A 20463-nucleotide genomic window follows, 5' to 3' on the forward strand; every position below is an offset into this window, starting at 1 on the left:
TCACTCTCACGAAAAATCGATTACATACGCTCTACTGTCTCAATACCCAGCGTATCCAGGCCCAGCTTCAGCGTCTTCGCCGTCAGTTGTGCCAGTTTCAGACGACTGTTACGCACTTCTTCGTTTTCTGCGCTGAGGATCGGGCAGTGCTCGTAGAAGCCAGAGAACAGACCGGCCAGATCGTACAGGTAAGCACACATTACATGCGGCGTGCCTTCACGGGCAACCACGGTGAGGGTTTCTTCAAACTGCAGCAGGCGAGCTGCCAGTTGTGCCTCACGATCTTCACGGATGATTACCGGGGCTGCAGCCAGTTGCTCTTCGTTAATTTCTGCTTTACGGAACACGGACAATACACGCGTGTAAGCATACTGCATGTATGGCGCGGTATTACCCTCAAACGCCAGCATGTTGTCCCAGTCGAAGATGTAGTCAGTGGTACGGTTTTTGGATAGATCTGCGTATTTAACCGCACCAATACCAACCGCATTAGCCAGTTTTTCCAGCTCATCGGCTGGCATATCCGGGTTCTTCTCTGCCACCAGACGGCGTGCGCGTTCCAGGGCTTCATCCAGCAGATCGGCCAGTTTCACCGTACCGCCAGCACGCGTTTTGAACGGTTTGCCGTCTTTGCCCAGCATCATGCCGAACATATGGTGTTCCAGCGGTACGGATTCCGGCACATAGCCTGCTTTACGGACGATCGCCCACGCCTGCATCAGGTGTTGATGCTGACGGGAGTCGATGTAATACAGCACGCGATCGGCATGCAATGTTTCATAACGATATTTCGCACAGGCGATATCAGTGGTGGTGTAGAGATAGCCACCATCTTTCTTCTGAATGATCACGCCCATCGGTTCGCCTTCCTTGTTTTTGAACTCATCAAGGAATACGACGGTTGCGCCTTCGCTTTCTACAGCCAGACCTTTGGCTTTGAGATCAGCCACGATACCCGGCAGCATCGGGTTGTACAGGCTTTCGCCCATCACGTCATCACGAGTCAGCGTCACGTTCAGACGATCGTAGGTGATCTGGTTCTGCGTCATGGTGATGTCGACTAGTTTGCGCCACATCTCACGGAAGTATTCGTCACCGCTTTGCAGTTTTACCACGTAGTTACGTGCACGCTCAGCGAACGCTTCATCTTCATCGTAATGCTTTTTCGCATCGCGGTAGAAACCTTCAAGATCAGCCAGCTCCATTTCACCGGCATTTTCCTGCTGCTGCTTTTCCAGCCATGCAATCAGCATACCGAACTGAGTGCCCCAGTCGCCGACGTGGTTTGCGCGAATCACTTTGTGACCGAGGAACTCCAGAGTACGAACTGCTGCGTCACCAATAATGGTAGAGCGCAGGTGACCAACGTGCATCTCTTTCGCCACGTTTGGCGCAGAGTAGTCAACCACAATGGTCTGTTTTTCTGGCGTAGCAACACCGAGACGATCGGACGCCAGCGCCTGCTGAACATGTTCAGCCAGGAATGCCGGATCAAGGAAAATGTTGATAAAGCCTGGTCCGGCGATCTCAACCTTGCTGGCGATACCGTTAAGATCCAGATGAGTCAGCACCTGCTCTGCTAATTGTCGCGGTGCCATACCCAGTTTTTTAGCAACTGCCATCATGCCGTTAGCCTGATAGTCGCCGAACTGAACTTTTGCTGACTGACGAACCTGCGGTTCGCAATCCGCAGGCGCGCCTGCCGCAATCATGGCCTGACGGACTTTTTCTGAGAGAAGAGCCTGAATATTCACCGGAATACCTTACATTGATGAAGCGAGCAAAAATTGCCCGCACCAGTTAAAGAAATTAGGGCGGGAGTATACTGCAAATGGCTGTTTTCGTCAGCAACATGCGCGTGGTGTATTGCCGTTTTCACTATTGCATCAGAAGCGGCGTGAAATCAGCGGTTGGTTGGCGCAGGGCAACAGGGTAAATTAACGCTTTTACTGAAAGACGAAGAGTGATTATGGCGAACTGGCAATCTATCGACGAGCTGCAGGATATTGCATTGGATTTACCGCGATTTACCCACGCATTAGATGAACTTTCTCGCCGTCTTGGGTTGGATATCACTCCACTGACTGCCGATCACATTTCTTTGCGTTGCCATCAAAACGTCACCGCTGAACGCTGGCGTCGCGGGTTTGAACAGTGCGGCGAGCTTTTGTCAGAAAATATGATCAATGGCAGGCCGATTTGTCTGTTTAAATTGCATGAACCGGTACAGGTTGCGCACTGGCAGTTTTCCATTGTGGAGCTACCGTGGCCCGGGGAAAAACGTTACCCGCACGAAGGTTGGGAACATATTGAAATCGTTCTGCCGGGCGATCCAGAAACGCTGAATTCCCGTGCGCTGGCATTGCTTTCTGATGAAGGACTCAGCCTGCCGGGGATCTCAGTTAAAACCAGTTCGCCAAAAGGTGAGCATGAGCGATTACCGAACCCGACGCTGGCGGTCACCGATGGCAAAACGACCATTAAATTTCATCCGTGGTCCATTGAAGAGATCGTTGCCAGCGAGCAGTCGGCGTAATTAAGGAGCAAAAATGGCATTACTGGAAATTTGCTGTTACAGCATGGAATGCGCGCTAATGGCGCAGCAAAACGGCGCAGACAGAGTTGAATTATGCGCAGCCCCAAAAGAGGGGGGCTTAACGCCGTCGTTGGGGGTATTGAAATCCGTGCGCCAGCGGGTGACGATCCCTGTGCATCCAATTATTCGCCCACGCGGTGGTGATTTTTGCTACAGCGACGGTGAGTTTGCCGCCATTCTTGAGGATGTGCGCACAGTCCGCGAATTAGGTTTTCCTGGACTGGTGACGGGCGTTCTCGATGTTGACGGGAATGTCGATATGCCACGAATGGAAAAAATAATGGCTGTTGCCGGTCCGCTGGCAGTGACTTTTCATCGCGCCTTCGATATGTGCGCTAACCCTTTAAAAACACTCAATAATCTTGCGGAATTGGGCGTTGCTCGGGTACTGACATCAGGGCAAAAATCAGACGCACTGCAAGGTTTATCAAAAATTATGGAACTTATTGCCCATGGTGATGCTCCAATCATTATGGCCGGAGCAGGAGTCCGTGCAGAAAACCTGCACCACTTCCTCGATGCCGGAGTGCTGGAAGTCCATAGCTCCGCGGGAGCTTGGCAAGCCTCACCAATGCGTTATCGTAATCAAGGATTGTCCATGTCATCAGATGCACACGCGGACGAGTATTCGCGTTATGTCGTAGACGGGGCGGCGGTTGCAGAAATGAAAGGAATCATTGAACGCCGTCAGGCCAAATGATTTTTACCGTTGCATCATGTCGCCCAATATGATGCTTGCTCGTACCAGGCCCCTGCAATTTCAACAGGGGCCTTTTTTTATCCCCGAGAAGTATAAAAAACGAACGATTTCTGTGATCAGTTGAGCGCGTGACAGTGCGCATAGCGTTGTGCTAAAAATTTTTATATATTCATATTAATTATGTAATTTAAATTACTAAAACTGACAAATATATATTCTAAATAACAACTGGGTTATTCCTTAGCAATTAATGATTACATTGTAATAAATCATATTCTTTATCGATTATTTCAGGCAGTGTTGTGCCGAATTATGCAAGCGGTCAATTCGTTGTATATTTAATTATACAATGATTTCGGTGTTCTGGAATTAATTAGAGGAATCTATGCGAGGGAAAAAACGCATTGGGTTATTATTTTTGCTGATAACGGTTGTGGTTGGTGGCGGCGGGTTATTACTGGCGCAAAAAGCCTTACATAAAACGTCGGATACCGCATTTTGCCTTTCCTGCCACTCGATGAGTAAACCTTTTGAGGAATATCAGGGAACTGTCCATTTTTCTAACCAGAAAGGGATACGTGCGGAATGTGCCGATTGCCATATTCCAAAGTCAGGGGTGGATTATTTATTTGCTAAATTAAAAGCTTCTAAAGATATTTATCATGAATTTGTTAGCGGCAAAATAGACAGTGACGATAAGTTCGAAGCGCATCGTCAGGAAATGGCCGAAACAGTATGGAAAGAATTAAAAGCAACTGATTCTGCAACGTGTCGTAGTTGCCATTCTTTTGATGCCATGGATATTGCCTCGCAAAGTGAATCTGCGCAGAAAATGCATAACAAAGCGCAAAAGGACGGCGAAACCTGTATCGATTGTCATAAAGGCATTGCCCATTTTCCACCAGAAATAAAAATGGATGACAACGCGGCGCATGAGCTGGAAAGTCAGGCCGCTACTTCAGTTACCAATGGCGCACATATTTATCCTTTCAAAACTTCTCGCATAGGCGAGCTGGCTACCGTGAATCCTGGTACCGATCTCACCGTCGTTGATGCCAGTGGCAAACAGCCGATCGTTCTGTTGCAGGGTTATCAAATGCAGGGCAGTGAAAACACGCTCTACCTGGCGGCAGGTCAACGGCTGGCGCTAGCCACATTAAGTGAAGAAGGTATCAAGGCGTTAACGGTAAACGGGGAATGGCAGGCTGACGAATACGGCAATCAATGGCGTCAGGCGTCTTTACAGGGTGTGCTTACCGATCCCGCATTAGCGGACCGTAAACCGCTATGGCAATACGCTGAAAAACTTGACGATACCTATTGCGCTGGTTGCCATGCCCCTATTGCCTCCGACCATTACACCGTCAATGCATGGCCGTCCATTGCCAAAGGAATGGGTGCGCGAACCAGCATGAGCGAAAACGAACTGGACATTTTGACGCGGTACTTCCAGTACAACGCCAAAGATATTACCGAGAAACAGTGATCCTCGTTGATCAGGGAGGAAGTTATGACATTAACAAGACGTGAATTTATTAAACACAGCGGTATTGCCGCTGGGGCGCTGGTGGTGACATCGGCTGCACCGTTACCTGCATGGGCAGAAGAGAAGGGCGGCAAAATCCTCACCGCAGGCCGTTGGGGAGCGATGAACGTAGAAGTGAAGGACGGGAAGATTGTTTCTTCAACAGGCGCGCTGGCGAAAACCATACCAAACTCCTTACAGTCTACAGCGGTGGATCAGGTACACACCACGGCGCGTATTCAGCATCCGATGGTGAGAAAAAGCTTTCTTGATAATCCACTGCAACCGGCGAAAGGTCGTGGCGAAGATACTTATGTACAGGTGAGCTGGGAACAAGCATTAAAACTTATTCATGAGCAACACGATCGCATTCGCAAAGCTAACGGACCATCGGCCATTTTTGCCGGATCTTACGGCTGGCGCTCTTCTGGCGTGTTACATAAAGCTCAAACCTTACTGCAACGTTATATGAATCTTGCGGGCGGTTATTCAGGGCATAGCGGCGATTATTCAACCGGGGCGGCACAGGTAATCATGCCGCACGTGGTGGGTTCCGTGGAGGTGTATGAACAGCAGACCTCCTGGCCACTGATTCTGGAAAACAGTCAGGTGGTGGTGTTGTGGGGGATGAACCCGCTGAATACCTTAAAAATTGCCTGGAGCAGTACCGATGAGCAAGGGCTGGAATACTTCCATCAGCTGAAAAAATCTGGCAAACCAGTGATTGCTATCGACCCTATTCGTTCCGAAACTATTGAGTTCTTTGGCGACAATGCTACCTGGATCGCGCCAAATATGGGCACCGACGTGGCGCTGATGTTGGGGATTGCGCATACCCTGATGACACAAGGCAAACACGACAAAGTGTTCCTTGAAAAATACACCACCGGATATCCGCAATTTGAAGAGTACCTCACAGGTAAGAGCGATAATACGCCGAAGAACGCGGCCTGGGCGGCGGAAATTACTGGCGTAGCGGAAGCGCAGATAGTCAAACTCGCCGAACTGATGGCGGCGAATCGCACAATGCTGATGGCAGGCTGGGGAATTCAACGCCAGCAATATGGTGAACAGAAACACTGGATGCTGGTGACGCTGGCGGCGATGTTAGGGCAGATTGGTACACCGGGCGGCGGGTTTGGTTTCTCTTATCATTACTCAAACGGTGGCAACCCGACGCGTGTTGGCGGCGTGCTGCCGGAAATGTCTGCGGCGATTGCCGGACAGGCCAGCGAGGAAGCTGATGATGGCGGAATGACGGCGATTCCTGTCGCCCGTATTGTTGATGCGCTGGAAAATCCTGGCGGCAAATATCAGCATAACGGTAAAGAACAAACGTATCCGAATATCAAAATGATCTGGTGGGCGGGTGGCGGTAACTTTACCCATCACCAGGATACCAATCGTCTGATTAAAGCATGGCAGAAACCGGAGATGATCGTCGTTTCTGAATGCTACTGGACCGCAGCTGCTAAACATGCAGATATCGTATTACCGATCACTACATCGTTTGAGCGCAATGACTTGACGATGACCGGTGATTACAGCAACCAGCATATTGTACCGATGAAGCAGGCTGTCGCTCCGCAATTTGAAGCGCGTAACGATTTTGATGTGTTTGCCGATCTTGCTGAATTACTCAAACCTGGCGGAAAAGAGATCTATACCGAAGGTAGAGATGAAATGGCGTGGCTGAAATTTTTCTATGATGCCGCTCAGAAAGGTGCGCGTGCGCAACGCGTGACTATGCCGATGTTTAATGCTTTCTGGCAGCAAAATAAACTGATCGAAATGCGCCGCAGCGAGAAGAACGAACAGTACGTTCGTTATGCTGATTTCCGCGCCGATCCGGTGAAAAATGCGCTGGGTACGCCAAGCGGCAAAATTGAGATTTACTCCAAAACGCTGGAAAAATTTGGCTATAAGGATTGCCCGGCACACCCAACTTGGCTTGCGCCTGATGAGTGGAAAGGTTCCGCCGACGAGAAGCAGTTGCAGCTTCTGACCGCACATCCGGCACACCGTTTACACAGTCAGCTTAACTATGCGGAACTGCGTAAAAAATATGCGGTTGCCGATCGTGAACCGATCACTATTCACACCGAAGATGCTGCTCGCTTTGGTATTGCGAATGGCGATCTGGTGCGTGTCTGGAACAAACGTGGTCAGATTCTGACAGGCGCGGTGGTGACTGACGGGATCAAAAAAGGCGTGGTATGCGTGCATGAAGGTGCATGGCCAGATCTGGAAAATGGCTTGTGTAAAAACGGCAGTGCGAACGTGTTAACGGCGGATATCCCCAGCTCTCAGCTGGCAAATGCCTGTGCCGGTAACTCTGCGCTGGTGTATATCGAAAAATATACAGGCAATGCACCGAAGTTAACGGCGTTTGATCAGCCAGCTGTTCAGGCATAAGACGTGAAAAGCGCCCGGAAACGGGCGCTGAGGTTATGCAAACGTAAAACTGCCTGATGCGCTATGCTTATCAGACCTACATAGTCCCTGCAACATATTGAATTAAAAAGGCTTTGTAGGCCGGATAAGGCGTTCACGCCGCATCTGGCAGTAATACCAGACCTTTACGGCTTACGCGCAATCAACACCGCGCGTTTAGGTGCCGGATAACCTTCTACCGTCTTACCCGGATCATGCGGGTCGAGAAAATCGGCCAGCGATTCAGTAACCATCCATTCGGTGCGTCGCTGCTCTTCGGTCGTGGTAACGCTCACATCCGCAATGCGGATATCAACAAAACCACACTTCTTCAGCCAGTTTTTCAACGCCAGGGCTGACGGGATGAAATAAACATTACGCATTTGCGCGTAACGATCGCCTGGCACCAGGACGGTATTTTCATCGCCATCAATAACCAGTGTTTCCAGCACCAGTTCACCTTCATTCACCAGTTGATCTTTTAACTGCCAGAGATGCTCCAGCGGTGAACGACGATGGTAAAGCACGCCCATCGAAAAGACGGTATCAAAGGCTTTCAGTGCCGGAAGTTGTTCAATACCTAACGGCAGCAGATGCGCGCGCTGATCGTTACCCAGCAGTTTACGCACCGCTTCAAACTGGCAAAGAAACAGTTGCGTAGGGTCGATCCCCACCGCGAGGTGCGCACCTGCGCCAATCATGCGCCACATGTGATAACCGCTGCCGCAGCCGACATCAAGAATGGTGCGCCCGGTTAAATCAGAAAGATGGGGCAGAACACGATCCCATTTCCAGTCAGAACGCCATTCGGTATCGATGTTCACGCCATACAGTGAAAACGGCCCTTTGCGCCACGGCATGAGGTTGCGCATCAGTGTTTCAATGCGCTTAATCTGCCCTGCGCTCAGTGGCTCTTCGCTTTCTGCCGTCACGCTATGTAGTAAATCAAGACGATACGGTTTAATTTCAGGCAGAAACTCCACCGCATTGGACCACTGTTTAAACAGACCGTGCTGCTGTTCGCGCTGCCAGCTGGCAATCTGCGCGGGCAGCGTTTCCAGCCAGTGTGAAAGATGATTTTTGGCAATCAGAGAATAAAAGTTACCAAAGTCGATCATGCAGCGTCCTCTGCTTTTAAAGCCACCAGTGAACCAAAGTTAAAGCACTGGAACCACAGCTCGCTATGTTCAAAACCGGCTTGATGCAGGCGAGCTTTATGGGTTTCCACAGAATCGGTTAGCATCACGTTTTCCAGCATGCTGCGCTTCTGGCTGATCTCCAGTTCGCTGTAACCGTTGGCACGTTTAAAGTCGTGGTGCATGTTGAACAGCAGTTCACCAACTTTGGCATCTTCGAAACTGAATTTTTCTGAAAGCACCAGCGCGCCGCCCGGATTCAGCCCTTGATAAATTTTATCCAGTAACGCCTGACGCTCTGAAGGTTCCAGGAATTGCAGGGTAAAATTCAGCACAACCATCGATGCGTTTTCAATGGTGATATCGCGAATATCACCTTCAATAACGTCTACTGGCGTAGGGGCTTTATAAGCGTCAATATGACGACGGCAGCGTTCAATCATTGCCGGAGAGTTGTCGATGGCGATAATTTTGCAATTATCATGATGAATATTGCGACGCACTGAGAGCGTCGCCGCGCCCAGAGAACAACCCAGATCGTAAACCTGCGTACCAGGTTGAACGAAGCGTTCGGCTAACATACCAATCATGGAAATAATATTGGAGTAGCCGGGAACGGAACGCTGGATCATATCCGGGAAGACTTCGGCTACCCGTTCATCAAAGGTCCAGTCGCCCAGTCTGGCGATAGGGGCAGAAAATAGCGTGTCGCGGTGAGACATAACGTAAAAATCCGGGAAAAAGAAAGTGGCGTATTGTGCGCTAACGCAGGGAGAAAACCAACTCCCAGGGCATATACCAAAGATTCGCCAGCACCATCAGCAACAGCGCACACCAGGTGGCGCTCATGCCAGAACGTCGCCAGCGGAACAGACGGTGATGAAAACCGTAATAATGCATCAGACGACCAGCAAGCAAAACGATGCCGCAAATATGCACCATCCAGGTTTCGGCGCCATTCATTTCCATAAACAGCATCAACACAATCGCGATGGGAATATACTCCACCGCGTTACCATGAATGCGAATAGCGCTTTGCAGTTCGCTAAAACCGCCGTCACCATAGGCAACGCGGTACTGCATACGCAGGCGAACGACATCAAAAGAGAACTTCATTAATAACAACGCACTTAAAACGGCATACAGCGCGCTTACCATACAAACTCCCTTTAAAATGGCCGATGGCACCTGTCTATGATAGGTGGCAAATTCAGAAAAGAGAAGATTGCTGTGGAATAGCCGGAACTGCTCCGATCTCTGGAAGCGTTTTACGTAAGTCTTCCCACAGGGTATGTACCAGTTCCGGGGCCTGGGCAATATCTGGCGTATGTAAAAAAAGATAAGGCGTAGTGGTCTGATGCCACTGCGCTAATTTTTGTAACCAAACCTGAAACAACTCTCGGTTTTGCGTCATATCATCACTACCGATAAAACGGATCAGCGGATTTGTCGCCGTCAGCACAGCATGTACGGGAACTTTAGGTTTTTTCCGTTGAGCGTCGCGAATAGCTTCACTGTGTGGGCGTGCTGCATGAACCGGGCGGCTGTCTAAAATCACCCGATTAACGCTGCGCTGATGTAAACCGCGATTAAGTGTTTGTTCCTCTTCCCCTTTGGCGAAAAACTGTGGATGGCGGACTTCCACACCATAATTAAACTCGCCGGGAAGAGAGTCGAGAAAATGCCAAAGCGCAGGCAGATCCCGTGGGCCAAATGTGGCAGGCAGTTGCAGCCAGTATTGCCCAATGCGCGGCGCTAACGGTGACAAGCGAGTCAAAAATTCAGTTACTAAATCATCGCAATGCCGTAATGCTGCCTGATGCGAAATGGTCGCCGGAAACTTAAAACAGAAGCGAAAATTATCTGTGGTCTGCTCACGCCAGCGCAGGACAACCTCGGGTTTCGGCAGAGCGTATAGCGTGGTGTTGCCCTCCACACAGTTAAAGTGGCGGGCATATTCTTCCAGGCTGGTTATCCCCAGACGCACCCAATTAGGATGCGACCATTGTGGCAGACCGATGTAAATCATAACGCGTGGAGGATCTCTTCCACGCTGCGCACACGGGCGATGCGTGGGTAGATATGGTTGATGCTGTTATTGTGTTGTTCCGCACTGGCGGCGCTACAGGCGTCTTCGGCAATCACCAGATTAAAACCGAGTTCCCAGGCATTGCGGGCGGTGGATTCAACACCGATATTGGTCGAGATCCCACATAACACTATTGTATCGATACCCCGGCGGCGTAATTGCAACTCCAGATCCGTACCGTAAAACGCACCCCATTGACGTTTGATGATTTCGATATCGCTGTCGGTTGCACCTAATGCAGCAGGATGTTGCCACCAGTTTTCGGGTAACACTTTAGCGGGGGAGGGGGCATCAACCGGCTGTTTTAATGCTTCGGCATAATCGGCAGACCAGCCAACGCGCACCAGAAACACGGGCTGACCGCTCGCGCGAAATTTCGCCGCCAGCTTCCCGGCGCGATTAACCACCTCATCGGCAGTATGCGGGCCACCGGCAAAAGGTAAGATGCCTTCTTGTAAATCAATCACCACCAGCGCAGTGGTTTTAGCATTAAGTTCAAGCATGATGACTCCTGACAAAACAAAATCGTGCCTCTCACCTTAATGCGATTAGCCGATGGCGGAACGACAAATTTTGTTAATTTTTATGAGTTCGGGCAACACCTTTATAGCAAACTGGCGTAGAGTCTGATTTCAGGCCCGATATAAAGTGGTAACGAGGCGTTCCAGCGCGGGCCAGGCTCTTACGGTGCGGCAGAATTTCCAGTATAATAGCCGCCTTTTTTCATTCAGTTGTGACATACAGCTAACGCTGCGACTTGGTCACCTGCGCAGCAGGGGGCATCCGCCGGCAGCTAAGTTAAGGGATATCTCATGCGTACAGAATATTGTGGACAGCTCCGTTTGTCCCACGTGGGGCAGCAGGTGACTCTGTGTGGTTGGGTCAACCGTCGTCGTGATCTTGGTAGCCTGATCTTCATCGATATGCGCGACCGCGAAGGTATCGTGCAGGTATTTTTCGATCCGGATCGTGCGGACGCGTTAAAGCTGGCCTCTGAACTGCGTAATGAGTTCTGCATTCAGGTCACGGGCACCGTACGTGCGCGTGACGAAAAAAATATCAACCGCGATATGGCGACCGGCGAAATCGAAGTGCTGGCCTCCTCGCTGACCATCATCAACCGCGCAGACGTTCTGCCGCTTGACTCTAACCACGTCAACACCGAAGAAGCGCGTCTGAAATACCGCTACCTCGACCTGCGTCGCCCGGAAATGGCTCAGCGCCTGAAAACCCGCGCTAAAATCACCAGCCTGGTGCGCCGTTTTATGGATGACCACGGCTTCCTCGACATCGAAACTCCGATGCTGACCAAAGCCACGCCGGAAGGCGCGCGTGACTACCTGGTGCCTTCTCGTGTGCACAAAGGGAAATTCTACGCACTGCCGCAGTCTCCGCAGCTGTTCAAACAGCTGCTGATGATGTCTGGTTTTGACCGCTACTATCAGATTGTAAAATGCTTTCGTGACGAAGACCTGCGTGCTGATCGTCAGCCTGAATTCACCCAGATCGATGTGGAAACCTCTTTCATGACCGCGCCGCAAGTGCGTGAAGTGATGGAAGCGCTGGTACGCCATTTGTGGCTGGAAGTGAAGGGCGTGGATCTCGGTGATTTCCCTGTAATGACCTTTGCGGAAGCAGAACGCCGTTATGGTTCTGATAAACCGGATCTGCGTAACCCGATGGAACTGACTGACGTTGCTGATCTGCTGAAATCCGTTGAGTTCGCGGTATTCGCAGGTCCGGCGAACGATCCGAAAGGCCGCGTTGCTGCTCTGCGTGTTCCGGGGGGCGCATCGCTGACCCGTAAGCAGATCGACGAATACGGTAACTTCGTTAAAATCTACGGCGCGAAAGGTCTGGCGTACATCAAAGTTAACGAACGTGCGAAAGGTCTGGAAGGTATCAACAGCCCGGTAGCGAAGTTCCTCAACGCTGAAATCATCGAAGCCATCCTGGATCGTACTGCCGCGCAAGATGGCGATATGATTTTCTTCGGTGCTGATAACAAGAAAATTGTTGCCGACGCGATGGGCGCATTGCGTCTGAAAGTGGGTAAAGACCTTGGTCTGACCGACGAAAGCAAATGGGCACCGCTATGGGTTATCGACTTCCCGATGTTTGAAGACGACGGTGAAGGCGGCCTGACGGCAATGCACCATCCGTTCACCTCACCGAAAGATATGACGGCGGCAGAGTTGAAAGCTGCACCGGAAAATGCGGTGGCGAACGCTTACGATATGGTCATCAATGGTTACGAAGTGGGCGGTGGTTCTGTGCGTATCCATAATGGGGATATGCAGCAGACGGTGTTTGGTATTCTGGGGATCAACGAAGAGGAACAGCGCGAGAAATTCGGCTTCCTGCTAGACGCCCTGAAATACGGTACTCCGCCGCACGCAGGTCTGGCATTCGGTCTTGACCGTCTGACCATGCTGCTGACCGGTACCGACAACATCCGTGACGTTATCGCCTTCCCGAAAACCACGGCGGCAGCGTGTCTGATGACCGAAGCGCCAAGCTTTGCTAACCCGACTGCTCTGTCCGAGCTGAGCATTCAGGTTGTGAAGAAGGCAGAGAATAATTGATATGACTTATAAGCGTCCCGTTTCTATTCTGGTGGTTATTTATGCGCAAGATACGAAACGGGTGCTGATGTTACAGCGGCGTGATGATCCCGATTTCTGGCAGTCGGTAACCGGCAGTGTGGAAGAGGGTGAAACCGCGCCGCAAGCCGCCATGCGCGAAGTAAAGGAAGAGGTCACCATTGATGTTGTCGCTGAACAACTGACCTTAATTGACTGTCAGCGCACGGTGGAGTTTGAAATTTTTTCACATTTACGTCATCGCTATGCGCCGGGCGTAACGCGTAATACGGAATCCTGGTTCTGTCTTGCACTCCCGCACGAGCGCCAGATCGTTTTCACTGAACATCTGGCCTACAAATGGCTTGATGCGCATGCTGCGGCGGCGCTCACAAAGTCATGGAGCAACCGGCAGGCGATTGAACAGTTTGTAATTAACGCTGCCTGAACAGGCAGGGCTACCTGGAGATATTTTTATGGCAGGTCATAGTAAATGGGCCAACACCAGACATCGTAAAGCTGCGCAGGATGCTAAGCGCGGTAAAATCTTCACTAAAATCATTCGTGAACTGGTAACCGCGGCGAAGCTGGGCGGTGGAGATCCGGATGCTAACCCGCGTCTGCGAGCAGCCATTGATAAAGCACTGTCTAACAACATGACTCGTGACACCCTGAACCGCGCAATTGCACGTGGTGTGGGCGGTGATGATGATGCAAACATGGAAACCATCATCTACGAAGGTTACGGTCCTGGCGGCACGGCAATCATGATTGAATGTCTGTCTGATAACCGCAACCGTACCGTTGCTGAAGTGCGTCACGCATTCAGCAAATGTGGCGGTAACCTCGGTACTGATGGTTCCGTAGCCTATCTGTTCAGCAAAAAAGGCGTGATCTCCTTCGAGAAAGGCGATGAAGACACCATCATGGAAGCAGCTCTGGAAGCTGGTGCTGAAGATGTTGTGACCTATGATGATGGCGCGATTGACGTCTACACTGCATGGGAGGAAATGGGCAAAGTACGCGACGCTCTGGAAGCGGCAGGTCTGAAAGCAGACAGCGCGGAAGTTTCCATGATCCCGTCCACCAAAGCTGATATGGATGCAGAAACCGCACCGAAACTGATGCGTCTGATCGATATGCTGGAAGATTGCGACGACGTGCAGGAAGTCTACCATAACGGTGAAATCTCTGATGAGGTTGCAGCGACTCTCTGATGAGGCCTGCTAAACAGCAAAACGGAGACGCGTGATGGCTATTATTCTCGGCATTGACCCGGGTTCGCGCGTGACCGGCTATGGCGTCATCCGCCAGGTGGGCAGGCAGCTGTCCTACCTGGGTAGCGGATGTATACGCACCAAAGTAGATGATTTACCGTCTCGTCTTAAGCTCATCTATGCGGGCGTGACGGAAATCATCACCCAGTTCCAGCCTGATTATTTCGCCATTGAACAAGTCTTTATGGCTAAAAATGCCGACTCGGCCCTGAAGCTGGGGCAGGCGCGTGGCGTGGCGATTGTGGCGGCGGTGAATCAGGAATTACCGGTATTTGAATACGCGGCACGTCAGGTAAAGCAAACGGTGGTAGGTATTGGTAGTGCCGAAAAAAGCCAGGTGCAGCATATGGTTCGCACCTTGCTGAAACTCCCCGCTAATCCTCAGGCGGATGCCGCTGATGCGCTGGCAATTGCCATCACCCACTGCCACGTTAGTCAGAATGCGATGCAAATGAGCGAATCGCGGCTGAACCTGGCGAGAGGGCGACTGCGTTAAGTTATACCGCCTCGGTCAATTCAGGCTGAGGCGTTTCTACTCCCTCCGCATGAATCAACACCAAACCCGGATGATGCCACAAACTGGCTGGCGTGACGGTTTTACGCTCCCACGGAATAGAACCTAAAAACCAGAATTTCCAGAAAGTGAGTTTTGCATTCGGATTGCTATTTAACAGTTCTTCAAACGTCTCAATTTCACCCACCGGGATACATAGCGCCTCTTTATAAATATCAAAAACGAATTTTGAACAGAACTGGCGGGAAGATTCGTATTTAAAACCGGTGTGGTAGAACTTATGCAACCGGGCAGGGACCTTTTCGACAAGAGCAAGTTTCTGCTCTGCGGTTAAACCTCCTGCCAGGCGGCGAACACCGTAGCGTTGATCGGTCGACCGTTCAATAAATCGTGACAAAGTTGTGATTGTGGAGAGCGGAACTCGACTCTCCGCAACCAGGTAATCATCACCGTCATGTCCGATGATTATCCCCACATGGTTGCTCCAGCATTTCGAGGCTGCAGAGATTTGCCCAAACAGGCGAGCACCGATGCAGGTAAAAACAATATCACCGGTTTCATATTTAGCTGGGTAATTTATTTTCACTATATCAATCCATTATTTATATATAAAACAGCATCTATCTTTCGTGATGGTAAAGCATTAGCATTGTATTGTAATCATGACAAGGAATGTTTTATGCGGTTATTTATTAATGTGATAATTATAGTTTCGATCAGTCAATGCGTGAATGTATTTGCTCAAGATAATGTCATCCGCTATCCCTGGCGATATGGACGTATTTCTTTAAATGAGAATAATGAGTTTGTGCCTCAAATTATTCATATGCGTGATGATATCTACGGCGTGGGTGAAGCTGGTGCAAGCCTTAACGATGCGCGAATGGCGCAAAGTGGTGTCACCGTGAGGCTTAGCGTTATACAGCAGGGGCAGGTGGTGAATGCTTTACTGGATTTCTACAATAGCAATACTCAACCTGCTTATATCTTTGAAGGTGGTTTGATGCCTTGCAATAAAGCCTTTGACATCACAACAAGCAACATTGTCCTTGATGGGATGTGTGGAATTTATGATGGGGTCGATGGCTGGCAAGTTATTCCTGCGGGTGATCATTATAAAGAATCATTTTCACTCACTCAGGCTTTTGAATTTCTGCCGGGAAAACATCATTATAAAATTAATGCCGGAAGTTTTATCATCAGAGTGGGGGATGATATTTTTGCAAGAGAGGACGCCGAAAGCATTCTTTTTGATTTGATTAACTGGCGATATGGCTATGTGCTAAAAAGTTATGAAAGGGTGTCGAAGGGGGATTTGATGGCAGGATATTATGCTCTGTATGAATACTCAGGCGCTGACATAATTGATGAGTATGATATTTACTCAAACCAGGTCTCGATTGATCTTAATGGTGACGAGTTAGCGCATACGGAGTCATATCAGTGGCGTATTGATAGTGGAATGATCCCGCAAAAATTCAGCGTTCAGGGACTCGCTGAATGATTAGTCCTCTACCTGCTTGCCAGATACAGAGGCGCGGATGAATTTATCAAGCGTATTCAATCAGCTTTTAATCTCATTTGCTCTTGCCGGGACGTTGATATTAAGCATCTATCTCATGGAAGCTCACTACCCACGTTTCAGGAAGCCAATTGCGCTCTTTTACTTCTTTTTAGCGATTTATACCAGTTATGCTGCCGTTCAGGAGTATGAGTACCACCGCAATAGCTTGACTACGCTCGCAAAAGTTTCTTCGGTTCGTTATACCAGTAATTTTGAGCGTAGCGCCTCGCACTCCTGCAATTTACTGCGGGGAGGAAGGATTGATTGCACGGGGCTGTATGCCTATGACCTGACCTGGCAGATTGACGGTAAGACCTGGAATTTGCATGTTGAGGACAAGCGTATAAAACCAGGAATCACCATGTGCGTGAAGGTTTTAAAAGATCGCCCCGCCATCGGGAAACCCTGTGAAAACGTGTTTTTCAATATCAGCCCTTTGCCGATTCTGATAGCTATATGGGCAATAAGCGCATTTATATTTGCGGTCTTACTCCTTCACCAACTAAAAAAATGCCGCGAATGGAAGCACGCCAGCAAGGAACGTGGAAAAATTGGCCATTAGAAGTCAAAGAAAGAGTGCGATGTAAGGTGATTCATAGAAAATTTCAGATACCGTGAGCCAAAGGATTATCAGTTCTGAAATGATTTAATATCATCCCTCGCTGGATATCTATCCAGCATTTTTTTATCATACAGCATTATCTTTGATTCATTACGCAGGAGCGTCATGTGATAGGCAGACTCAGAGGCGTCATCATTGAAAAACAACCCCCGCTGGTATTAATTGAAGTGGGCGGCGTAGGCTATGAAGTGCATATGCCGATGACCTGTTTTTATGAACTCCCTGAAGCGGGTCAGGAAGCGATCGTTTTCACCCACTTTGTGGTGCGTGAAGACGCGCAACTGCTGTACGGTTTTAACAATAAACAAGAGCGCACGTTGTTCAAAGAGTTGATCAAAACCAACGGCGTTGGGCCTAAACTGGCATTGGCAATCCTCTCTGGAATGTCAGCGCAGCAGTTCGTTAATGCCGTTGAGCGTGAAGAAGTCGGGGCGCTGGTGAAACTGCCGGGTATTGGCAAAAAAACCGCCGAACGCTTGATTGTTGAAATGAAAGACCGATTTAAAGGTTTGCATGGCGATCTCTTTACGCCAGCTGCCGACCTGGTACTCACGTCACCTGCTAGCCCGACGACCGACGATGCTGAACAGGAAGCGGTTGCCGCGCTGGTGGCGCTGGGCTATAAACCACAAGAAGCAAGCCGCATGGTGAGCAAAATCGCTCGCCCTGACGCCAGCAGTGAAACATTAATTCGCGAAGCCCTACGCGCCGCGTTATGAGGTAAAGGATGATTGAAGCAGACCGTCTGATTTCTGCCGGTACCACTTTGCCGGAAGATGTGGCAGATCGCGCCATTCGCCCCAAATTACTGGAAGAGTATGTTGGTCAGCCGCAGGTTCGTTCACAGATGGAGATTTTCATCAAAGCAGCGAAACTGCGCGGCGATGCCCTCGATCATCTGTTGATTTTTGGTCCTCCGGGTTTAGGTAAAACTACGCTTGCCAACATTGTCGCCAATGAAATGGGCGTGAATTTACGCACGACTTCCGGTCCAGTACTGGAAAAGGCGGGCGATCTGGCAGCGATGCTCACTAACCTTGAACCGCATGACGTGCTGTTTATTGATGAGATCCACCGTCTTTCACCAGTGGTGGAAGAGGTGTTGTATCCGGCAATGGAAGACTACCAACTGGATATTATGATTGGTGAAGGTCCGGCGGCACGCTCCATTAAAATTGACTTGCCGCCGTTTACTCTGATTGGTGCAACCACGCGCGCAGGTTCGCTGACATCACCGCTGCGTGATCGTTTTGGTATTGTGCAACGTCTGGAGTTTTATCAGGTGCCGGATCTGCAATATATTGTCAGTCGCAGCGCACGCTTTATGGGGCTTGAGATGAGTGACGATGGCGCGTTGGAAGTTGCTCGTCGCGCTCGCGGTACTCCACGTATTGCCAACCGTCTGCTGCGTCGAGTGCGTGACTTCGCCGAAGTGAAGCACGATGGCACCATCTCGGCGGATATCGCTGCTCAGGCGCTGGATATGCTGAATGTCGATGCCGAAGGTTTCGATTATATGGACCGCAAATTGTTGCTGGCGGTAATCGATAAGTTCTTTGGTGGGCCGGTAGGTCTGGATAACCTGGCGGCTGCCATTGGCGAAGAGCGTGAAACCATTGAGGATGTGCTGGAACCTTATTTGATTCAGCAAGGCTTTTTGCAGCGTACACCGCGCGGGCGTATGGCGACAGTGCGGGCGTGGAACCACTTCGGCATCACGCCACCAGAAATGCCTTAAGTTGAATAAGGTATTCAAGCCGCTTCCGACATTGGCGATAAGCCTGATGCGACGCTGTTCGCGTCTTATCAGGCCTACCAGAAGTAGCGAACCGTAGGTCGGATAAGGCGCTCGCGCCGCATCCGACAAATGTGTTCAGCGACAGATTAGCTGGCCTGCTTTTTCATCATACTGATAATAAATAACAGTGCCGCACATAGCACTACCGACGGACCCGCCGGCGTATCGTAAAATGCGGAAAAGGTTAAACCGCCAGTTACTGCCACCATTCCCACCAAAACAGCGACACCGGCCATCTGTTCCGGCGTGCGGGCAAAGCGACGCGCTGTAGCTGCAGGAATAATCAGCAGCGAAGTAATAATCAACGCGCCGACAAATTTCATCGCTACACCAATCGTCAATGCTGTCACCAGCATCAACAACAATTTCACGCGCTGTAATTTCACACCATCAACAAACGCCAGATCAGGGCTAATCGTCATTGACAGCAAATTGCGCCATTGCCAGAACAGAATCGCCACCACGATGACCACGCCAATCGCAATAGAGATGAGATCTTCTGGCGTCACTGCCAGCAAATCACCGAACAGGTAAGCCATCAAATCAACACGAATGTTAGACATCAGACTAACGACCACCAGGCCCAGCGACAGGGCACTGTGCGCCATAATCCCTAATAACGTGTCGATCGCCAGCTGTGGGCGCTTCTCCAGCCATACCAGACCGCCCGCCAGCAGCAGCGTAACGGCAATTACCGCATAGAATGGATTCACGTCCAGCAACAAACCAAACGCGACGCCAAGTAATGAGGCATGAGCCAGTGTATCACCGAAATAAGACATACGACGCCAGACCACAAACGAACCCAGCGGACCCGCGGCACAGGCGAGCATGATCCCGGCTAACCAACCAGGAAATAATAATTCAATCATGAGCGATCATTTCCCCGACGCAAAACAATTCGTCCCTGTAAATCGTGACGATGATTATGATGATGGCGATAGATACCCAGTTGTTCAGCACCACGAGGACCAAACATAGAAATAAACTCCGGATGCAGGGAAACAACTTCCGGTGTGCCGGAACAACAAATGTGGTGATTCAGGCAAAGCACTTCATCGGTTTTTGCCATTACCAAATGCAGATCGTGAGAGACCATTAAAACGCCACAATCCAGTTCGCGACGCAACTGGTCAATAAGGTCATATAACGCCACCTGACCATTCACATCCACGCCCTGAGTGGGTTCATCCAGCACTAATAATTGCGGTCGATTTAACAATGCTCGCGCTAACAATACACGCTGTGTTTCGCCACCCGAGAGCTTTTGCATCGGTGCGTTAATCAGATGCCCGGCCTGGACACGTTTCAGTGCAGGCAAAATATCTTCTTTATGTGTGCCAGGGCGTAAGCGTAAAAAACGGTTTACGGTCAGTGGCAAAGTGGTGTCGAGATACAGCTTCTGCGGTACATAGCCGATGCGCAGTTTTCCGTTGCGCTTGATAACCCCTTCATCGGGTGTTACCAGCCCGAGCACTACCCGTACCAGTGTCGACTTACCTGCGCCATTTGGCCCAAGTAAAGTCAAAATTTTTCCAGGTTTAAGTTCCAGCGACACATCAGAGAGGACGCGGCGTTGGCCAAAAGAAACCGAGATATTTTCCAGGGAAACCAGACTTGTCATGTT

The 20463-nt window shown here is 50.2% G+C and carries 21 protein-coding genes; 12 read left to right on the top strand and 9 right to left on the bottom strand.

Going from position 1 to position 20463, the window contains the following annotated elements; translation table 11 throughout:
- Window positions 1-20: 20 nt before the first annotated feature.
- Entirely contained in the window at window positions 21-1754 is a 1734-nt protein-coding gene (gene argS, locus AABJ99_RS10365) for an arginine--tRNA ligase (RefSeq protein WP_039020715.1), read from the bottom strand.
- Window positions 1755-1969: 215 nt separating this feature from the next.
- Between argS and yecM the strand changes: the two genes are divergently transcribed.
- The 4 genes from yecM to torZ all read left to right on the top strand — a co-directional run bounded on the left by yecM (window position 1970) and on the right by torZ (window position 7236).
- Complete coding sequence (gene yecM / locus AABJ99_RS10370) at window positions 1970-2536, top strand: VOC family protein (protein WP_032303226.1); 567 nt, start codon at window positions 1970-1972, stop codon at window positions 2534-2536.
- Between the two features lie 13 nt (window positions 2537-2549).
- On the top strand, window positions 2550-3296 hold the full coding sequence (gene cutC, locus AABJ99_RS10375) for a copper homeostasis protein CutC (RefSeq protein ID WP_039020716.1): 747 nt from the start codon (window positions 2550-2552) through the stop codon (window positions 3294-3296).
- A gap of 385 nt (window positions 3297-3681) precedes the next feature.
- Window positions 3682-4782 (top strand): NapC/NirT family cytochrome c, encoded by a 1101-nt coding sequence (torY, locus tag AABJ99_RS10380; protein WP_032184432.1) that lies wholly within the window; start codon window positions 3682-3684, stop codon window positions 4780-4782.
- A gap of 24 nt (window positions 4783-4806) precedes the next feature.
- The gene (torZ, locus tag AABJ99_RS10385; protein ID WP_039020717.1) at window positions 4807-7236 is read left to right on the top strand and encodes a trimethylamine N-oxide reductase TorZ; all 2430 of its coding nucleotides are present in this window, start codon (window positions 4807-4809) and stop codon (window positions 7234-7236) included.
- A 164-nt stretch (window positions 7237-7400) separates the two neighbouring features.
- Here the strand turns inward: torZ and cmoB are convergent, their stop codons facing one another.
- From cmoB to yecD, 5 genes are read right to left on the bottom strand one after another with little or no spacing between them, the layout of a single operon-like run.
- Window positions 7401-8372, bottom strand: a complete 972-nt coding sequence (gene cmoB, locus AABJ99_RS10390) for a tRNA 5-methoxyuridine(34)/uridine 5-oxyacetic acid(34) synthase CmoB (RefSeq protein WP_000564757.1) — start codon at window positions 8370-8372, stop codon at window positions 7401-7403.
- Entirely contained in the window at window positions 8369-9112 is a 744-nt protein-coding gene (gene cmoA / locus AABJ99_RS10395) for a carboxy-S-adenosyl-L-methionine synthase CmoA (RefSeq protein WP_000019597.1), read from the bottom strand. Before cmoA ends, cmoB begins: the two co-directional genes overlap by 4 nt.
- 40 nt (window positions 9113-9152) lie before the next feature.
- Window positions 9153-9548 carry an MAPEG family protein gene (gene yecN, locus AABJ99_RS10400; RefSeq protein WP_000252980.1) on the bottom strand — a complete coding sequence of 132 codons (396 nt, stop codon included), beginning with the start codon at window positions 9546-9548 and terminating at the stop codon, window positions 9153-9155.
- Between the two features lie 52 nt (window positions 9549-9600).
- Complete coding sequence (gene yecE, locus AABJ99_RS10405) at window positions 9601-10419, bottom strand: DUF72 domain-containing protein (protein WP_039020718.1); 819 nt, start codon at window positions 10417-10419, stop codon at window positions 9601-9603.
- Window positions 10416-10982 carry a hydrolase gene (yecD, locus tag AABJ99_RS10410; RefSeq protein WP_000891620.1) on the bottom strand — a complete coding sequence of 189 codons (567 nt, stop codon included), beginning with the start codon at window positions 10980-10982 and terminating at the stop codon, window positions 10416-10418. Before yecD ends, yecE begins: the two co-directional genes overlap by 4 nt.
- 309 nt (window positions 10983-11291) lie before the next feature.
- Here yecD and aspS point away from each other — a divergent pair, with 309 nt between their 5' ends.
- The 4 genes from aspS to ruvC are packed head-to-tail and all read left to right on the top strand — an operon-like array spanning window position 11292 to window position 14834.
- The gene (gene aspS, locus AABJ99_RS10415; protein ID WP_001258663.1) at window positions 11292-13064 is read left to right on the top strand and encodes an aspartate--tRNA ligase; all 1773 of its coding nucleotides are present in this window, start codon (window positions 11292-11294) and stop codon (window positions 13062-13064) included.
- Window positions 13057-13509 carry a dihydroneopterin triphosphate diphosphatase gene (nudB, locus tag AABJ99_RS10420; protein ID WP_077626310.1) on the top strand — a complete coding sequence of 151 codons (453 nt, stop codon included), beginning with the start codon at window positions 13057-13059 and terminating at the stop codon, window positions 13507-13509. Before aspS ends, nudB begins: the two co-directional genes overlap by 8 nt.
- Window positions 13510-13537: 28 nt before the next feature.
- Window positions 13538-14278, top strand: a complete 741-nt coding sequence (gene yebC, locus AABJ99_RS10425; protein ID WP_000907234.1) for a YebC/PmpR family DNA-binding transcriptional regulator — start codon at window positions 13538-13540, stop codon at window positions 14276-14278.
- 34 nt (window positions 14279-14312) lie between these two features.
- The gene (gene ruvC, locus AABJ99_RS10430; RefSeq protein ID WP_001295503.1) at window positions 14313-14834 is read left to right on the top strand and encodes a crossover junction endodeoxyribonuclease RuvC; all 522 of its coding nucleotides are present in this window, start codon (window positions 14313-14315) and stop codon (window positions 14832-14834) included.
- A 1-nt stretch (window position 14835) separates the two neighbouring features.
- On the opposite strand, the gene AABJ99_RS10435 is transcribed toward ruvC, so the two are convergent.
- A complete protein-coding gene (locus AABJ99_RS10435) occupies window positions 14836-15399 on the bottom strand; it encodes a YebB family permuted papain-like enzyme (protein ID WP_322281606.1) in 564 nt (187 codons plus the stop codon).
- Between AABJ99_RS10435 and AABJ99_RS10440 the strand changes: the two genes are divergently transcribed.
- From AABJ99_RS10440 to ruvB, 4 genes are all read left to right on the top strand, one after another.
- Entirely contained in the window at window positions 15307-16356 is a 1050-nt protein-coding gene (locus AABJ99_RS10440) for a hypothetical protein (protein ID WP_338387578.1), read from the top strand. The genes AABJ99_RS10435 and AABJ99_RS10440 overlap by 93 nt on opposite strands.
- Window positions 16357-16393: 37 nt before the next feature.
- A complete protein-coding gene (locus AABJ99_RS10445) occupies window positions 16394-16978 on the top strand; it encodes a hypothetical protein (protein WP_338387555.1) in 585 nt (194 codons plus the stop codon).
- 167 nt (window positions 16979-17145) lie between these two features.
- Window positions 17146-17757, top strand: a complete 612-nt coding sequence (gene ruvA, locus AABJ99_RS10450; protein WP_039020721.1) for a Holliday junction branch migration protein RuvA — start codon at window positions 17146-17148, stop codon at window positions 17755-17757.
- A gap of 8 nt (window positions 17758-17765) precedes the next feature.
- Window positions 17766-18776 carry a Holliday junction branch migration DNA helicase RuvB gene (gene ruvB / locus AABJ99_RS10455; protein ID WP_000568522.1) on the top strand — a complete coding sequence of 337 codons (1011 nt, stop codon included), beginning with the start codon at window positions 17766-17768 and terminating at the stop codon, window positions 18774-18776.
- Between the two features lie 146 nt (window positions 18777-18922).
- Here ruvB and znuB read toward each other — a convergent pair whose 3' ends face one another.
- Both znuB and znuC read right to left on the bottom strand, forming a co-directional pair.
- Entirely contained in the window at window positions 18923-19708 is a 786-nt protein-coding gene (znuB, locus tag AABJ99_RS10460; protein WP_000571478.1) for a zinc ABC transporter permease subunit ZnuB, read from the bottom strand.
- A complete protein-coding gene (gene znuC, locus AABJ99_RS10465) occupies window positions 19705-20460 on the bottom strand; it encodes a zinc ABC transporter ATP-binding protein ZnuC (RefSeq protein ID WP_039020722.1) in 756 nt (251 codons plus the stop codon). The genes znuB and znuC overlap by 4 nt, the downstream gene beginning before the upstream one ends.
- Between the last annotated feature and the right edge of the window lie 3 nt (window positions 20461-20463).

The sequence above is a fragment of the Escherichia coli genome (assembly GCF_036503815.1).
GTDB lineage: Bacteria > Pseudomonadota > Gammaproteobacteria > Enterobacterales > Enterobacteriaceae > Escherichia > Escherichia coli_F.

Excerpts from the sequence above, each read along its gene's own strand:
- yecN (WP_000252980.1), bottom strand. The coding sequence starts at position 9,548 with ATGGTAAGCGCGCTGTATGCCGTTTTAAGTGCGTTGTTATTAATGAAG.
- znuC (WP_039020722.1), bottom strand. The coding sequence starts at position 20,460 with ATGACAAGTCTGGTTTCCCTGGAAAATATCTCGGTTTCTTTTGGCCAA.
- torZ (WP_039020717.1), top strand. The coding sequence starts at position 4,807 with ATGACATTAACAAGACGTGAATTTATTAAACACAGCGGTATTGCCGCT.
- cmoB (WP_000564757.1), bottom strand. The coding sequence starts at position 8,372 with ATGATCGACTTTGGTAACTTTTATTCTCTGATTGCCAAAAATCATCTT.
- cutC (WP_039020716.1), top strand. The coding sequence starts at position 2,550 with ATGGCATTACTGGAAATTTGCTGTTACAGCATGGAATGCGCGCTAATG.
- yecM (WP_032303226.1), top strand. The coding sequence starts at position 1,970 with ATGGCGAACTGGCAATCTATCGACGAGCTGCAGGATATTGCATTGGAT.
- yebC (WP_000907234.1), top strand. The coding sequence starts at position 13,538 with ATGGCAGGTCATAGTAAATGGGCCAACACCAGACATCGTAAAGCTGCG.
- AABJ99_RS10445 (WP_338387555.1), top strand. The coding sequence starts at position 16,394 with ATGAATTTATCAAGCGTATTCAATCAGCTTTTAATCTCATTTGCTCTT.
- ruvB (WP_000568522.1), top strand. The coding sequence starts at position 17,766 with ATGATTGAAGCAGACCGTCTGATTTCTGCCGGTACCACTTTGCCGGAA.
- torY (WP_032184432.1), top strand. The coding sequence starts at position 3,682 with ATGCGAGGGAAAAAACGCATTGGGTTATTATTTTTGCTGATAACGGTT.
- znuB (WP_000571478.1), bottom strand. The coding sequence starts at position 19,708 with ATGATTGAATTATTATTTCCTGGTTGGTTAGCCGGGATCATGCTCGCC.
- yecD (WP_000891620.1), bottom strand. The coding sequence starts at position 10,982 with ATGCTTGAACTTAATGCTAAAACCACTGCGCTGGTGGTGATTGATTTA.
- cmoA (WP_000019597.1), bottom strand. The coding sequence starts at position 9,112 with ATGTCTCACCGCGACACGCTATTTTCTGCCCCTATCGCCAGACTGGGC.
- aspS (WP_001258663.1), top strand. The coding sequence starts at position 11,292 with ATGCGTACAGAATATTGTGGACAGCTCCGTTTGTCCCACGTGGGGCAG.
- yecE (WP_039020718.1), bottom strand. The coding sequence starts at position 10,419 with ATGATTTACATCGGTCTGCCACAATGGTCGCATCCTAATTGGGTGCGT.
- ruvC (WP_001295503.1), top strand. The coding sequence starts at position 14,313 with ATGGCTATTATTCTCGGCATTGACCCGGGTTCGCGCGTGACCGGCTAT.
- AABJ99_RS10440 (WP_338387578.1), top strand. The coding sequence starts at position 15,307 with ATGTCCGATGATTATCCCCACATGGTTGCTCCAGCATTTCGAGGCTGC.